13 protein-coding genes and 2 pseudogenes are annotated in these 13,945 nt (G+C 69.8%); 7 read left to right on the top strand and 8 right to left on the bottom strand.

The window, feature by feature from the left end; genetic code table 11:
* The first annotated feature begins 21 nt into the window (after positions 1–21).
* From ACIBTS_RS31085 to ACIBTS_RS31075, 3 genes are all read left to right on the top strand, one after another.
* Entirely contained in the window at positions 22–906 is an 885-nt protein-coding gene (locus ACIBTS_RS31085; protein ID WP_399323746.1) for a DNA-processing protein DprA, read from the top strand.
* A gap of 13 nt (positions 907–919) precedes the next feature.
* Positions 920–1,669, top strand: coding sequence for a hypothetical protein (locus ACIBTS_RS31080; RefSeq protein WP_399323744.1), 750 nt, complete (start codon positions 920–922; stop codon positions 1,667–1,669).
* Positions 1,670–1,884: 215 nt separating this feature from the next.
* Positions 1,885–2,073: a hypothetical protein gene (locus ACIBTS_RS31075; protein ID WP_399323742.1), complete on the top strand. Its 189-nt coding sequence runs from the start codon at positions 1,885–1,887 to the stop codon at positions 2,071–2,073.
* 324 nt (positions 2,074–2,397) lie between these two features.
* On the opposite strand, the gene ACIBTS_RS31070 is transcribed toward ACIBTS_RS31075, so the two are convergent.
* Complete coding sequence (locus ACIBTS_RS31070) at positions 2,398–2,811, bottom strand: hypothetical protein (RefSeq protein WP_399323740.1); 414 nt, start codon at positions 2,809–2,811, stop codon at positions 2,398–2,400.
* A 900-nt stretch (positions 2,812–3,711) separates the two neighbouring features.
* Here ACIBTS_RS31070 and ACIBTS_RS31065 point away from each other — a divergent pair.
* The 3 genes from ACIBTS_RS31065 to ACIBTS_RS31055 all read left to right on the top strand — a co-directional run bounded on the left by ACIBTS_RS31065 (position 3,712) and on the right by ACIBTS_RS31055 (position 6,787).
* A complete protein-coding gene (locus ACIBTS_RS31065; protein WP_399323738.1) occupies positions 3,712–5,220 on the top strand; it encodes a DUF2252 domain-containing protein in 1,509 nt (502 codons plus the stop codon).
* 333 nt (positions 5,221–5,553) lie between these two features.
* On the top strand, positions 5,554–6,351 hold the full coding sequence (locus ACIBTS_RS31060) for a hypothetical protein (protein WP_334578699.1): 798 nt from the start codon (positions 5,554–5,556) through the stop codon (positions 6,349–6,351).
* A 106-nt stretch (positions 6,352–6,457) separates the two neighbouring features.
* The gene (locus tag ACIBTS_RS31055; RefSeq protein WP_079661136.1) at positions 6,458–6,787 is read left to right on the top strand and encodes a rhodanese-like domain-containing protein; all 330 of its coding nucleotides are present in this window, start codon (positions 6,458–6,460) and stop codon (positions 6,785–6,787) included.
* Positions 6,788–6,977: 190 nt separating this feature from the next.
* Here the strand turns inward: ACIBTS_RS31055 and ACIBTS_RS31050 are convergent, their stop codons facing one another.
* The 7 genes and pseudogenes from ACIBTS_RS31050 to paaA form a co-directional block, all read right to left on the bottom strand.
* Positions 6,978–8,144, bottom strand: coding sequence for an acyl-CoA dehydrogenase family protein (locus tag ACIBTS_RS31050; RefSeq protein ID WP_399323735.1), 1,167 nt, complete (start codon positions 8,142–8,144; stop codon positions 6,978–6,980).
* Between the two features lie 134 nt (positions 8,145–8,278).
* Positions 8,279–9,522, bottom strand: a pseudogene (locus ACIBTS_RS31045) (RNA-guided endonuclease InsQ/TnpB family protein).
* A 195-nt stretch (positions 9,523–9,717) separates the two neighbouring features.
* The gene (locus ACIBTS_RS31040) at positions 9,718–10,779 is read right to left on the bottom strand and encodes a 2Fe-2S iron-sulfur cluster-binding protein (RefSeq protein ID WP_399323733.1); all 1,062 of its coding nucleotides are present in this window, start codon (positions 10,777–10,779) and stop codon (positions 9,718–9,720) included.
* Positions 10,779–11,324, bottom strand: coding sequence for a 1,2-phenylacetyl-CoA epoxidase subunit PaaD (gene paaD / locus ACIBTS_RS31035; protein ID WP_399323731.1), 546 nt, complete (start codon positions 11,322–11,324; stop codon positions 10,779–10,781). The genes ACIBTS_RS31040 and paaD overlap by 1 nt, the downstream gene beginning before the upstream one ends.
* Entirely contained in the window at positions 11,318–12,136 is an 819-nt protein-coding gene (gene paaC, locus ACIBTS_RS31030; RefSeq protein ID WP_399323729.1) for a 1,2-phenylacetyl-CoA epoxidase subunit PaaC, read from the bottom strand. The genes paaD and paaC overlap by 7 nt, the downstream gene beginning before the upstream one ends.
* Positions 12,133–12,420 (bottom strand): 1,2-phenylacetyl-CoA epoxidase subunit PaaB, encoded by a 288-nt coding sequence (gene paaB / locus ACIBTS_RS31025; RefSeq protein ID WP_319337667.1) that lies wholly within the window; start codon positions 12,418–12,420, stop codon positions 12,133–12,135. Before paaB ends, paaC begins: the two co-directional genes overlap by 4 nt.
* On the bottom strand, positions 12,417–13,454 hold the full coding sequence (gene paaA / locus ACIBTS_RS31020) for a 1,2-phenylacetyl-CoA epoxidase subunit PaaA (protein ID WP_399323726.1): 1,038 nt from the start codon (positions 13,452–13,454) through the stop codon (positions 12,417–12,419). The genes paaB and paaA overlap by 4 nt, the downstream gene beginning before the upstream one ends.
* 285 nt (positions 13,455–13,739) lie before the next feature.
* Here paaA and ACIBTS_RS31015 point away from each other — a divergent pair.
* Positions 13,740–13,945 (top strand): annotated as a pseudogene (locus ACIBTS_RS31015) (hypothetical protein); the annotation flags it as partial.

The following is a 13,945-nucleotide window of genomic DNA, read 5'->3' as shown; positions in this document are numbered from 1 at the left end:
AGGCCTTTCTATACTTTCGCCATGGACCAGGAACTGGAGCGGGCTGCGCTTGTCGCGCTGCTGAGGCGCGGGGATCGTTCCTGGCCCGATCTAACCGATCAGATCGAGACCGTGGGCAGTGCCCGCGAAGTCCTGGATAGCGCCCTTGACGGTTCAGGACAAGCCGCTCTCTTCGATACCGGGCCGGCAGCGGACCTGGAGGCTGTTGCGGCCGAGATCGCCGCATGGGAGCGCGAGGGCATGCGGTTGGTGACGATCTTGGACGAGGACTACCCGCTCTATCTGCGGTTGGTCCACCAGCGCCCGCCGTTCCTATTCCTGCGTGGCCGACCCGTCGAAGACGATCTTCGGGTTGCCGTTGTCGGCACCCGCACCCCCACTCAGGAGGGCATCGACCATGCCCGCGCCATCGCGGGAGGGCTCGCGGAGCGCGGCGTGACGGTGGTTTCCGGCCTGGCCGTCGGCATCGACACCGCCGCGCACGGCACCGCGCTCGCCGTCGGTGGCCGTACCGTCGCTGTCATAGGCACCGGCCTGCGCCGCACCTACCCGGCGCAGAACGCCCGCCTGCAGCAGGAGATCGCCGAGCGAGGGCTGGTGATCTCCCAGTTCTGGCCGGACGCGGCACCTTCGAAGGCGTCCTTCCCTATGCGTAACGCCGTGATGAGTGGCTACAGCCTGGCCACCGTTGTGGTGGAGGCCGCGTACCGTAGTGGTGCGCGTATGCAGGCTCGCCTCGCTCTGGAGCATGGCCGCCGGGTCTTTCTCATGCGTTCCCTCATGTTCCACGAGTGGGCGCGGGAGTATGCGACGAGGCCCAACACGACGGTCGTCGACGGCCCTGACGAGGTCTTCAGCAAGCTCGACTCCCTCGTCCCGTCCACGGGCGAGCTCACCTGGGTGTAGTGGGAGGACCCGCGTGGCCACCGTCGGCGAGCTGTCCGATCGCTACGCCAACTTCCTCGTCCACCCTTTACTACCCGGCACGGGTGTCTGCAAGGTGTGCCGCGGCACGGCGAACGCCGGATACCCGACATGTCGGCAGTGCCAGCAGGCCGGTGCCATTCTGGGTGCGGGCCTCGCCGATGCCGTGGTGCCGGTGAGTCTGGCGCTCAAGGGGGAGCAGTACGCGAACGAGCTTTGGCGCTACAAGAACGCCACAGGCCCGCAGCGGCAGTACTTCCGCATGGGGCTGGCGGCCGTCCTGTGGCGCTTCCTTGCCGCGCACGAGAGCTGCATCGCGAACCACTGCGCCGTCCCCGGATTCGGCATCGTCACGACCGTTCCCAGCACCAGTGGCCGCGACGCACACCCATTGCGCACGATGACTGCCGAAACGGTCGGCGCCACCCGCGACCGCTACCGCGACCTGCTCACCCCGGAACCGAACGCGGCAGCCCTCGGCCGCACCCCCTCACGCGCCCGCTATCGCTCAACCGCACTGTGGGGCGAAGACGTCCTGCTCATCGACGACACCTGGGCCAGCGGCAACCACGCCCAATCCGCCTCCGCTGCTCTGAAGGCCGCCGGCGCAGGCAGCGTGGCCATCGTCGTCCTGGGCCGGCACCTCAACATCTCCTTCGGCGACACGGCCACCCTCGTGGAGCAGGCGCGACTGCGCAAATTCTCCTGGGAGACCTGTGCGCTACGACCCTGGAGCCACGCATGATGCTCCGAGTCAGGGGAGGTGGGGGCAAACGAAGATGGGCGCGTATCTTCCGGGTGTTCCTCTTCGACTGCATGGACAACGAGACAGCGGATGTGCCTGGTCACTGATTCGGCCCGGTAGTTTCGCCCGACCCGATATTCTGCCTTGGGCGTAGATCTTTCGGGGGTCCTGGCGCTCCGGTCTGGGCTCCGCCGCATCGCAGCAAGGAAGACGGCATGAGTTTCGTCGCGAAGTACGACAGCGGCACCTGTCCCAAGTGCCGCGCACCGATCGCGGCCGGCGAGGAGATCGAGACCTATAGCGTGGGGCGGATCAACCGCTACGAGCACGTCCTCTGCCCGAAGACCGCCGATGTGACGTGCAGCATCTGCGGCGGCAGGTGGATTGAGTGCGACTGCCCCTGAAATAGCGCGGACTCGCGTACGCCTCGACCGCCCGATCTGGCTTGGGTGCATATCGTCCAAGGGTTCGGATGCAGCTGGGCTGACCTGCACATGCCCGGAGTGCGTCGGCGAGCCGGCGGCCTTTAGTGCTCGCGGTAGCGCTGGGCTTGGCGGTCGACGTGGCGGCCGAGCCGCTGTCGTCCCTGCCGCACTGTGTCGCCAACCCCAGGATGAGCGCGACGACCAGGAAGACGCTGTATCCCAGCTTCGACTCGCTGTTGCTCTTGCTGCCGCCCATGTACTCGATCTCCATGAATTGCAGGAGGAGGGTTACCGGCGACCTGGCTACTTGGGCAGTACCTGGCCCTGGTCGGTCACGTAATAGCTACTCAGGCAGTCCAGGAGTGCGGCTTCCGACACGTTGTACGGGCCGCCAGCCTCGGTGTTGCAGAACTTGTTCAGCAGTTGACTCTTCTGGGCGAAGGTCAGGCCGACCGGCTCGTTGTTCTGCTGCCGACTGTTCTGCGACTGGTCGCCCGCCTGCTCCTGCACCCATGAATCAGGGGAGGAGGGACCCGAGTTGTCACTGGAGCTCCCGACCCAGACGCCGATGAAGAAGACCGCGGCCGCGGCGACGGAACCGCCCGTAGCCAGCGCCACCGGCCGTTTCCACCATGGCTTCTCCAGCCTAGCGAGGATGGCCTGGTACTCGGGGTGACTCTCGTACTCGTCTCGCCAACCGTTCGGCGTCCCGTCCATGCCAACCCCCTCAGCCCGGACCGGCACCTCGTTCGTGCGCGAGGAGTCGGGTGGCACAGAATAGGCACAAGATCCATATGGTCTCCGCGTGCGGAACCCGACCGTGATCAAGCCGTGAGATTCGGCCGACGGCTGCCAGCCCTCGAGTCGACCTCCCTCTTGGCTCATTTCCAGGCTGAACTGGGTGAATGATCATTCTCGCTGTCGTCGGCTGAGCACAGGCCAGACGCTGAGGGGGCTAGATCGAGCCATGCTAGACAAGGTGTCGGTTGTATGAGCCCCTCATTCGGCTCCTACCGGATGAGGGGCCGCCCCGGATCTGGCCTCCCTTGTAGCCGGGCCTCTCGCCGCCTCACCGCCCGTCGTGAAAATGCCCCTGGCCTGGAGCGCGGGAAAGCGGGCCCGACAGCGTGGGAAACGATCTTCGCAGGCACCTTCATCGGCCCTGACCAGCGAGTTCCGTCGGTGCCCCACCAGCTGAAAGCCCCACAGGTCCTGGACCTGTGGGGCTTTCGCGTATCCCGGAGCGCGCGCCCGCACTGGAGAGTGCAGGCGAGCGCAGGCGAGTACTGGCCACGGTTGCTCACGGTGTGTGAGGAACATCTCAGGGTGCTGACCGGCGTCAGGCGGGGGTGTAGCGGACTGCACCGCGCTCGCGGCGACCATGATCCGGCAGACAGGGCGAGCCGCTCACCGGCTCGCTGCGTCGGCGGGTGCGCACCGCGGTGTCATGTTTCACGTGAAACACCTGTCGGTTGGCAGGGGTCCACAGAGGCATTGTCCACAGGTGGGGAGTTATCCACAGGGGCTGCCACCCCTTGGCCGCCGGGCTGTACGGTCGGCACGAGTTGATGTTCGGCTCGTCGAGCCGATGGACGTATGCGTGCGGGGGAGGCGGTCATGGCGACCGAGGCAGTCGGTGGTGCCGGTGTCCGTGGGGGCGCTGGCACCGGTGCAGGGGCCGGGGCGGAGACGGGTGGGGCGCGCAGGCTTCCCCGGGTGCGTGGGTTCGCGGAATGGCCCGTCGAGCGGTCTGCTGATGGGGCGGGGCCGACGGCGGGGGACGGTTTGCGCTCGCCCAAGGAGGAGGGCAGGGCGCTGCGTGGTCGGGTCTCCCGGTCGGCGCATGCCGCACTCGACCTGCACGCCTCCCGCCCGGACGCAGTGACGGCGGTCGAGGAGTCCAACCAGGGCCGCATCCCGGAACTGACGCCGATAAGGGTCGGCCGGATGGCGGCGACGCCATTCGCGTTCCTGCGCGGCTCCGCGGGCCTCATGGCGTACGACCTGGCCCGCACCCCGATGACCGGGATCCGCGCCCAGATCTGCGGTGACGCCCACGCCGCCAACTTCGGTCTGTACGGCGACGCCCGCGGCGGACTGGTCATCGACCTGAACGACTTCGACGAGACGGTCGACGGCCCCTGGGAATGGGACCTCAAGCGCCTCGCCGCCTCCCTGGTGCTCGCAGGCCGGGAAGCCGGCGCGGACGAGGACACCTGCCGCAGAGCAGCGCACGGCGCGGCCGGCTCCTACCGCCGCACCATGCGGCTCCTGGCCAGGCTTCCGGTGCTGGACGCGTGGAACGCCATCGCCGACGAGGAGCTCGTCTCCCACACCGACGCCCACGACCTACTGGGCACCCTGGAACGGGTCTCGGAGAAGGCGCGGGCCAACACCAGCGGGCGGTTCGCGGCCAAATCGACCGAGCCGACGGAGAACGGCGGCCGCCGCTTCGTCGACGCGGCACCAGTGCTGCGCCGAGTCCCGGACGCGGAGGCCGCCGCGGTGGCCGCCTCCCTGGAGCACTACCTGACCACCCTGTCCGAGGACCGCCACCCCCTCCTGGCCCGTCACGCCGTGCACGACGTCGCCTTCCGTATCGTCGGCACGGGCAGTGTGGGCACCAGGTCGTACGTGGTGCTGTTGCTGGACCATCGGGGAGAACCGCTCATCCTCCAGGTGAAAGAGGCCCGCGCGTCGGCCCTGGTCCCGCACCTGCTGACGGCCGGCTTCGAGGCGCCGGAGGTGGACCACGAGGGTCGCCGGGTGGTGATCGGGCAGAAGCGCATGCAGGTCGTCAGCGACATACTTCTGGGCTGGACGACGGTCGACGGTCGCCCCTTCCAGGTACGGCAGTTCCGCAACCGCAAGGGCAGCGTCGACCCGTCCGCGCTCGCCGCCGACCAGGTCGACGACTACGGCCGCATGACCGGCGCCCTGCTGGCCCGCGCCCACTCCCACAGCGCCGACCCGCGCCTGATCGCCGGCTACTGCGGCAAGAACGAGGAACTCGACGACGCCATCGCCACGTTCGCCGTCGCCTACGCCGACCGCACCGAAGCCGACCACACGGACCTGGTGACGGCCGTACGGGCGGGACGGATCGCGGCCGAGACAGGAGTGTGAGCAGGGTTCGCCGACGTACGTCGACCTCGGCGGGCAGACCTCACGACCTGAGGCACGTGATCTCGACGGGCAGGTAGGTCGATCTCGGCGGGCAGACCAGGTGTCTGCCTGCCGCCCCGGGACGCCGGTGGCGGCCCGCCGAGACCGGGAAGCGGGGTGGGCGGGTGAGGGGTGGGCGGGAGCGGGGGTGGGGGCGGGGAGGGGGAGGGAGGGGGAGGGAGGGGGAGGGAGGGGGAGCCCCCCCCTGAGCCGTTCGAGCCGCCCGAGCCCCCGGCCCGGGTCGGTCGGTGGTTGGCAGCGGTGGTTGGGGTGGCGTTGGCCTAGGCTGGTCGGGTGACGACCCCCGAAGCTGAGCAGCCCCGGCCCGAGGCGCGGCTGGAGCAGGCCGTGCGGGCCGCCGAGCAGGCGTTGATCGAGTTCGAGATCGCGGTGGAGACCTTCCGCGTCGAGGTCGAGAACTTCTCGCGGCTCCACCACCAGAAACTCGGTCCGATGTACACCCGGCTCGACGAGCTGGACGCGCAGATCGCCGAGGCCAGGGCTGCCCGCACCGGTGATCCCGAGGACCTGCGCAAGGCGGCCGAGGCGCGGGCGCGGGTGATGCCGATGCCCGGGGTGGAGGAGTTGTTCCACGGCTGGATGGACGGCGAGGGGCTGTTCCCGGAGGCCGCGGCGATGCTCACGGAGCAGTCGGTGAGGCCGCCGGAGCGGGTGCGGCCGAGCGAGGAGGCCCGCAAGCTGTACCGCGAGCTGGCCCGCAAGGCTCACCCCGACCTGGCGCAGGAGGACGCCGAGCGGGCACGGCGCGAGGAGTTCATCACCCGTGTGAACGCGGCTTACGCCCGCGGCGACGAGGTGCTCCTGCGTGAGCTGGCCGAGGAGTGGGCGGCCGGTCCGGTGCCCGCCGAGCGCAGCCCGAGCCCGAGTGAGGAGCTCTACGCCCGTCTCGAGTGGCTCGCTCAGCGCAAGGAGATGCTCACGCTGGTCGCTCGGGAGCTGGAGGACAGCGCGATCGGCTCGATGCTTCGGATGGCCCCGGACGACCCCGATCGTCTGCTGGACGAGATCGCCGACAAGCTTCTCGCCGATGTCGCCGCTCGTGAGGCGGAGCTGGCCGAGCTGGTGGGTTAGCGCCGAGCTGGTGGGTGCCGATGCCGGTGTCGGGCCGGTGGGCTGGTGGGGGCGTCGTGGCGGTTGCGGGGTCGGGTAGCGTCGGGGCATGAGTTTCGGAGCTGGTGTGCCCACGGTCGAGGTCGGAGACCTCAAGGACGGCGATTTCCTGCTGGACGTCCGTGAGGACGACGAGTGGCAGGCGGGCCACGCCGAAGGGGCACTGCACATCCCCATCAGCGAGTTCGTCGCCCGCTATGGCGAGCTGACCGAGGCGGCTCCGCAGGACGGGCGGGTCCATGTGATCTGCCGTTCCGGCGGGCGTTCGGCCCAGGTCACGATGTATCTCGTCCAACAGGGCCTGGAGGCCGTGAACGTCGACGGCGGCATGCAGATCTGGGCCGCCGCGGGCCGTCCGGTCGTCACGGACGAGGGCCGGCCGGGCTTCGTTCTGTAGTCGGCAGTCGGCAGTCGGCAGGCGGCAGGCGGCAGTCGGCAGGCGGCAGTCGGCAGTCGGCAGTCGGCAGGCGGCAGTCGGCAGTCGGCAGTCGGCAGTCGGCAATCGGCAATCGGCAATCGGCAGGCGGCAATCGGCAGGCGGTAGCCGACAGCAGGCAGGTGAGTCCTGTGTGGGCGTGTCAGGTCGGTCAGCCGAGGGGGTGGGCGGCCAGTAGGTCGCCGAGTGCCTCCTCGTGTGCCGCGGCGGGGCCGAGTGACAGTTCCAGGTGTTTGGCCCAGGCGTGGTAGCGGTGCAGTGGGTAGTCGACGTCGGCGCCGAAGCCTCCGTGCAGATGCTGTGCGGTCTGCACGATCCGCCGTACGCCGTCGGAGGCCCAGATCTTGGCCACGGCGACGTCACCGGAGGCGGGCAGTGCTCCCGGGGCCCCGGAGGCGATCCGCCAGGCGGCCTGCCACAGGGTGACCTCCATCGCGCGCAGGTCGATGTAGCGGTCGGCGGTCTGCACGGCGACGGCCTGGAAGCTGGCGATGGGGTGCCCGAACTGCTCCCGCTTGCCGGCGTAGTCGCTGGTCATCGCTAGTGCGCGTTCGCTCAGACCGAGCGCCAGGGCGCAGGTTCCGGTGGCCAGCAGGGCGCGCAGCCACTCCCAGGCGCCGTCGGCGGTGATGACGTCCCGGGCGGCGATCCGCGCCGAGTCGAGGCGTAGTTCGCCGAGCCGTTCGCCGTTGGTGGAGATCTGTTCGGCGAGCTCGACCCCTTCGTGTTGGCGGGGGATGACGGCGAGGATGCTCCGGTCGTCCCCGGTGCGTGCCGGTACGACGACGAAGTCGGCGTCGTACGCCCACGCCACCGCTGTCTGCACCCCGTCCAGCACCCACTGACCGCCGGAGTCTCCCGCACGGCTCATGGCGTCGGTGGGGTCCTGGCGGGCGGTGACGGCCAGTTCGGCCGGGTCGTGGCCCGTGCGGCCGTTCGTGGCGACGGTCAGGACGACCTCGCCCTGTCCGGCCCGGGTGAGGAGGGAGGACTTCAACTGCGGGCTGCCGTAGGCCTGTACGGCGGCCATGGCGGCGCTGTTCTCCAGCAGCGGTACCCGCGCGAGCACCTTCGCCGACTCGCGCAGGACCAGGCAGAGCGCGATCGCGTCGAGGCCCGCACCGCCGGACTTTTCGTCGAGGAGCAGGCTCAGCAGGTCCGCCGCGGCGAGCCTGGACCACAGTGCGCGGTCGAAGCCGTCGGCCACGGCGCCCTTGGTGAGCGCGGGGCTCGGCACGGCGTCGGGCGCGACTCCGGCGAAGACTCCCCGCGCCGCCTCGGCCGCGGCCTGCTGCTCCTCGGTGAAGGTGAAGTCCACGGCCTGTCCTCCCGACGGGTCAGCTGATCTGACGGAGCGTCAAGATAGAACAAGTTCTAGAAGAAGGGAACATTGACATGCTCCTCGCCCTGAAGGGCGAGGATTCTGGCCTTCCCTGACTGGTTGCCGTGCCGCTACGCGGCACCCGGTTCGGTCGGGAATCCGTGGCTTCCTGTTTCTTCGCGCTGTGCCGGGATCGCTCCTGGTCTTACCGGCGCTCCGCAGGCCGATGCCGCCAGTCCGGCGGCCGTCTTCACGTTGATCGCGGCGTTGTGGTCCCGGTCGTGGACGGCGCCGCAGGCGGCACACGTCCATTCCCGCACGTTCAGCGGTTTGGGCCCGTCCACGGCGCCGCAGGCAGAGCAGGTCTGGGAGGTCGGCTCAAACCCGGCCGATCTTCACCAGGGTGCGGCCGTACCGCTGCGCCTTGTACTCCAGCATGTGCACGAACGACGACCAACCCGCGTCGTGAACGGACTTGGCCAGCTTCGTGCGGGCCAGTCCCGCCACTGCCAGGTCCTCCACGGCGATCCCTTGGTTCTCGCAGATCAGCTTCGTGGAGAGCTGGTGGTGGAACTCGCGGCGTGCGTCAGCGACCTTGGCGTGGGTGCGGGCGACCTTCAGGCGGGCCTTGGACCGGTTCTTGGAGCCCTTCTGTTTGCGGGACAGCTCCTTGTGGGCCTTCTTCAGTTTCTTCTCTGCGCGCCGCAGGAAGCGCGGGGAGTCGATCTTCGTGCCGTCGGACAGGACCGCGATGGGGGCACCCCCTCTGGGGGAGTGTGAGGCCGAGGTCGATGCCGATGGTGCGGTCGGTGTCGGGCATCCGGTCCGCGTCGGCGGCGGGGTCGGTGTCGATGACGAAGGAGGCGAAGAATCTGCCCGCGGCGTCCTTGACGACGGTGACGGAGGAAGGGACGGCGGGCAGCTTGCGGGACCATTTCACCTTCACCGCGCCGATCTTCGGCAGGTTCAGACGGCCGCCGGCGGTGACGCTCCAGCGGGCGTTGGCGGTGAACCGGATCGACTGCCGGGCGTCCTTGCGGGACTTCAACCGTGGTGCTCCCGCCTTCGGTCCCTTGCGGGCGCCCTTGAGGGAGGCGAAGAAGTTGCGGTAGGCGGTCTCGGCGTCCCGCAGGGACTGCTGGAGCACCACCGCGGACACCTCACCCAGCCAGGACCGCCCGGCCGTCCGCTTCGCCTCGGTGATCAGCTTCCGGGACAGGTCACCGCCCGTAGGGAACGGCTGCCCGGCCCGACGGGCGTCCTCGCGGGCCCGCACGGCGTCGTTGAACACGACACGGGCGCACCCGAACGCCCTTGCCATTGCTGCCTGTTGAGTGGCGTCGGGGTACACGCGGAAGCTGTACCGGAGCTGTATGACGATCACACTAGACAAGTCGAACCCACGCCGCTATCGGGAACATGTGAACGATCCGTCACCGACACGGCAGCAGGGTCCGGCTCCGCCGGAACGACACCGCGACGCTCCGCGTCGCGGCCACGAGATTCGCTTCACCTCCGGCCTGAAGGCCGGAGCACTGCGAATGATGTCCGGTAGCCGGGGCCCTGCTCCTCACCGGTCGAAGTCCACCTCCACCGCCTCCGTCAGCGGATGCGACTGGCACGCCAGCACGTACCCGGAGTCCGTCTCCTCCGGCTCCAGCGCGAAGTTGCGGTCCATGCGCACCTCGCCGGAGACCAGGAAGGCCCGGCAGGTTCCGCACACGCCGCCCTTGCAGGCGTAGGGCGCGTCGGGCCGGTTGCGCAGCACCGTCTCCAGGACCGACTCCCCGTCCCGCACGGGCCAGCTTCCGCCGCGGCCGTCGAGCCGGGCGGTCACGGTGCTGTGGGCGGGGGCGGCCGTGCGTGCCGCGGGTGCCGCGACGTCCACGTGGAAGATCTCCTCGTGGATCCGGGACCGCGCGACCCCGAGCTCCCGCAGTGCCCGCTCCGCGCCCTGTACGAGCCCGAACGGTCCGCACAGGAACCAACCAGCGACGTGTTGCACCGGCAGCAGCGACGGGAGCAGCCCGGTGAGCCGCTCCTGGTCGAGCCGCCCGGAGGGGAGTCCCGCCTGCTGTTCCTCGCGGGAGAGGACGGTGACCAGGTGGAGTCGCTCGGGGAATCGGTCCTTGAGGTCGGCGACGTCCTCCAGGAACATCGTCGAGGCGGCCGTACGGTCGCTGCGTATGAGGCAGAAGCGGGCCGCGGGCTCGCGGGCCAGCAGCGTGGAGGCGATCGACAGTACCGGGGTGATGCCGCTGCCGCCGACGATCGCCGCGTACAGACCGGGCGCGGGGTCGAGGGTGAACCGGCCGGCCGGAGTCATGACCTCCAGCTCGTCGCCGACGTTGATCTCCTTGAGTGCGTACGTCGAGAAGGCTCCGTCCTCGACGAGGCGTACACCCACTCGCAGCGTGCGGGGTCCCTCGCCGTCGGGGTCGGGTGCGGGCGAGCAGATCGAGTACGTTCGCCGGATCTCGACCCCGTCGGCCACGCGGCGCAGGCCGAGATGCTGTCCGGGGGTGTGCCGGTACTCCTCGCGGAGTTCGTCGGGGACCGTGAGGGTGAGGGCGACGGAGTCGTCCGTGAGGCGCTCCACCGCGGCCACCTGGAGCGGGTGGAAGCGGGCCATCACAACTCCTTGAAGTGGTCGAAGGGTTCCCGGCAGGCGAGGCAGCGACGTAGCGCCTTGCAGGCGGTGGAGGAGAAGCGGCTGAGCAGTTCGGTGTCGGCGCAACCGCAGTGCGGGCAGCGGACCGGTTCGGGCGGCCCGTTTTCCGGTTCGCTGGGGAGGGTGTGCGTAGGGCCCAGCGTCAGGGGCACCGGGCCCGGGACGGCCCGGGTGCTGCGGGGTGGGGCGATGCCGAACTCCCGCAGTTTGCGGCGTCCTTCGGCGGAGATGTCGTCGGTCGACCAGGCGGGTGTGAGGACGGTGCGCACGGTGACCTCGCGTACCCCGTGCTCGTGCAGCGCCCTTTCGATGTCGACGGACATCGCCTCCACCGCTGGGCAGCCGGTGTAGGTGGGGGTCAGTTCGACTTCGACGGTGTCCGTGTCACGGATGTGCACCGCGCGCAGCACGCCGAGTTCCTGGAGGGTGAGCACGGGCAGCTCGGGGTCGGGCACCGAGCCGGCGACCGCGAGGAGTTCCGCCTCCAGCGGGGTGAGCGTCACCATGACGCCCCCGGGTGGCTGCGGTGCAGGTGTTGCATCTCGGCGAGCATTCGGCCGAACGACTCGGTGTGCAGGCCTTCGCGGCCCGCGCCGGCGCTCCAGGCTCCGGTGCGCGGCCCGTCGGGGACTGCCAGGCCGGCCCGCCCCAGCACGTCCTTCACCGACTCCAGCCAGGCCGAGTCCAGGTCCGTCCCGGCCGGGGACGACCCCTCCGGGGCCGTTCCGTCGCGGTCTGTGCCGTCGGGGTTCGTGCGGTCGAGGTCCGTTTCGTCGAGGCCCGTGCCGTCGAGGTCGAGGCCGTGGAGCGGGCGGAACATCTCTCCGGTGAACCGCCACAGCGCATCGCAGGCGCGCTGCATCCGCTCGTGGCTGAGTTCGGTGCCGTCGCCGAGCCGCAGTGTCCACTGTTCGGCGTGGTCGCGGTGGTAGGCGACCTCTTTGACGGCTTTCGCCGCGAGCCCGGCGAACGGGCCCTCGCGGGCGGCCAGTTGTGCGTACAGCAGGTGCTGGTAGGTGGAGAAGTACAGCTGGCGGGCGATGGTGTGGGCGAAGTCGCCGTTGGGCTGTTCGACCAACTGCAGGTTACGGAAGGCGCGTTCCTCGCGCAGGTAGGCCAGCTCGTCCTCGTCGCCCGCCATCGACAGCAGGATCCGGGCCTGGCCCAGCAGGTCGAGCGCGATGTTGGCGAGGGCGACCTCCTCCTCGAGGACGGGCGCGTGACCCATCCACTCCCCCAGGCGGTGGGAGAGCACCAGGGCGTCGTCGCCGAGGGCGAGGGCGGCGGCGTGGGTGTGCGTGTTCGTTGTCGTGGTCACAGGTGCTTCACCCCCTCCGGGATCTCGTAGAACGTCGGGTGTCGGTAGGGCTTGTCGGCGGCCGGTTCGAAGAACGGGTCCTTCTCGTCGGGCGAGGAGGCCGTGACCGCGGAGGACGGCACGACCCAGATCGAGACGCCTTCGCCGCGCCGGGTGTAGAGGTCGCGGGCGTTGCGCAGGGCGAATTCGGCGTCCGGCGCGTGCAGGCTGCCGGCGTGGGTGTGGGAGAGGCCGCGCCGGGAGCGCACGAAGACCTCCCACAGGGGCCAGTCGGTGTTCGTCATGCCTGCTCCACTTCCGTTTTCGTCCCGCTGGCACGCTTGGCCGCGTGGGCCGCGGCCGCCTCTCGTACCCATGCGCCCTCGTCGTGTGCGCGCCTGCGTTGGGTTATCCGCTGTTCGTTGCAGGGGCCGTTGCCCTTGAGGACTTCCTTGAACTCGGTCCAGTCGATGGGGCCGAAGTCGTAGTGCCCCTGTTCCTCGTTCCACTTCAGGTCCGGGTCGGGGAGGGTGAGGCCGAGGGACTCGGCCTGGGGGACGCAGATGTCGACGAAGCGCCGGCGCAGCTCGTCGTTCGAGTGGCGCTTGATCTTCCAGGCCATCGACTGCGCGGAGTGCGCGGACTCGTCGTCGGGCGGGCCGAACATCATCAGCGAGGGCCACCACCAGCGGTTCACCGCGTCCTGCGCCATCGCGTGCTGCTCCGTGGTGCCGCGGCTGAGGGCGAGCAGCAGTTCGTAGCCCTGGCGCTGGTGGAAGGACTCCTCCTTGCAGATGCGGACCATCGCGCGCGCGTACGGGCCGTAGGAGCAGCGGCACAGGGGGACCTGGTTGGTGATCGCGGCGCCGTCCACCAGCCAGCCGATCGCGCCGACGTCCGCCCAGGTCAGCGTGGGGTAGTTGAAGATGGAGGAGTACTTCTGGCGGCCGGTGTGGAGCTTGTCGAGGAGTTCCTCGCGTCCGGTGCCGAGGGTTTCGGCCGCGCTGTACAGGTAGAGGCCGTGGCCGGCCTCGTCCTGGACCTTCGCCATCAGGATGGCCTTGCGGCGCAGGGAGGGCGCGCGGCTGATCCAGTTGGCTTCCGGCTGCATGCCGATGATCTCGGAGTGGGCGTGCTGGGCGATCTGGCGCACCAGCGTGGCGCGGTAGGCGTCGGGCATCCAGTCGCGTGGCTCGATGCGCTCGTCGGCGGCAACGGTGGCGTCGAAGGCGCGCTCGTACGCCTCGTCGGCGGCGCCTCGGCCGCTTTCGTCGCGTCCGCCGTTCCGTGCGGTGTGCGGCTGTGTGCGGGCCGTCTGGTGCGCGGCTGCTGTCGCCATGCGGTCCCCCTTCACCTTGGGCCTGGGCTCGGTGCCCCGGCCTCGGCTCTGCCCGAGCCTTCTCCCGACCGATCGTTCGGTCCGTGCGATTCCATGGTGGGACGGCCGTCGTAGGGTGTCAACCGCTGTGGATAACCTGCGGGCGTCCCCTGTGGACAACACCACCTCGCCCCGCCCAGGCCCGGGCGCCGCGGGGGGAGGGCTGCGCCGAACGGGTGAGGCTGAGTACCGTTCGCGATTGCGCGACGCAGCGCGAAGACGACCGGGATCGGGGAACGGGGCGGAATGGACGCGTACGACGGAGGCTCTGGCGCTCCGCAGGGGGCCAATACGCCAGGGGAGGCGGACAAGGAGACGGCAGCCGGGACGGAAACGGCAGCGGAAACGGCGACGGAAACGGCGACGGAAACGGCGACGGAAACGGCGACGGAAACGGCGACGGAAACGGCGACGGAAACGGCGACGGAAACGGCGACGGAAACGGCGACGGA

This window comes from Streptomyces sp. NPDC050121, from assembly GCF_044460385.1.
GTDB classification, from domain to species: Bacteria; Actinomycetota; Actinomycetes; order Streptomycetales; family Streptomycetaceae; genus Streptomyces; species Streptomyces soliscabiei.
The sequence above is the reverse complement of the archived record's forward strand: the minus strand, read 5'-3'. Positions and strand labels throughout refer to the sequence as shown.

Excerpts from the sequence above, each read along its gene's own strand:
- ACIBTS_RS31085 (WP_399323746.1), top strand. The coding sequence starts at position 22 with ATGGACCAGGAACTGGAGCGGGCTGCGCTTGTCGCGCTGCTGAGGCGC.
- ACIBTS_RS31075 (WP_399323742.1), top strand. The coding sequence starts at position 1,885 with ATGAGTTTCGTCGCGAAGTACGACAGCGGCACCTGTCCCAAGTGCCGC.
- ACIBTS_RS31070 (WP_399323740.1), bottom strand. The coding sequence starts at position 2,811 with ATGGACGGGACGCCGAACGGTTGGCGAGACGAGTACGAGAGTCACCCC.
- ACIBTS_RS31065 (WP_399323738.1), top strand. The coding sequence starts at position 3,712 with ATGGCGACCGAGGCAGTCGGTGGTGCCGGTGTCCGTGGGGGCGCTGGC.
- ACIBTS_RS31040 (WP_399323733.1), bottom strand. The coding sequence starts at position 10,779 with ATGGCCCGCTTCCACCCGCTCCAGGTGGCCGCGGTGGAGCGCCTCACG.
- paaD (WP_399323731.1), bottom strand. The coding sequence starts at position 11,324 with ATGGTGACGCTCACCCCGCTGGAGGCGGAACTCCTCGCGGTCGCCGGC.
- paaB (WP_319337667.1), bottom strand. The coding sequence starts at position 12,420 with ATGACGAACACCGACTGGCCCCTGTGGGAGGTCTTCGTGCGCTCCCGG.
- paaA (WP_399323726.1), bottom strand. The coding sequence starts at position 13,454 with ATGGCGACAGCAGCCGCGCACCAGACGGCCCGCACACAGCCGCACACC.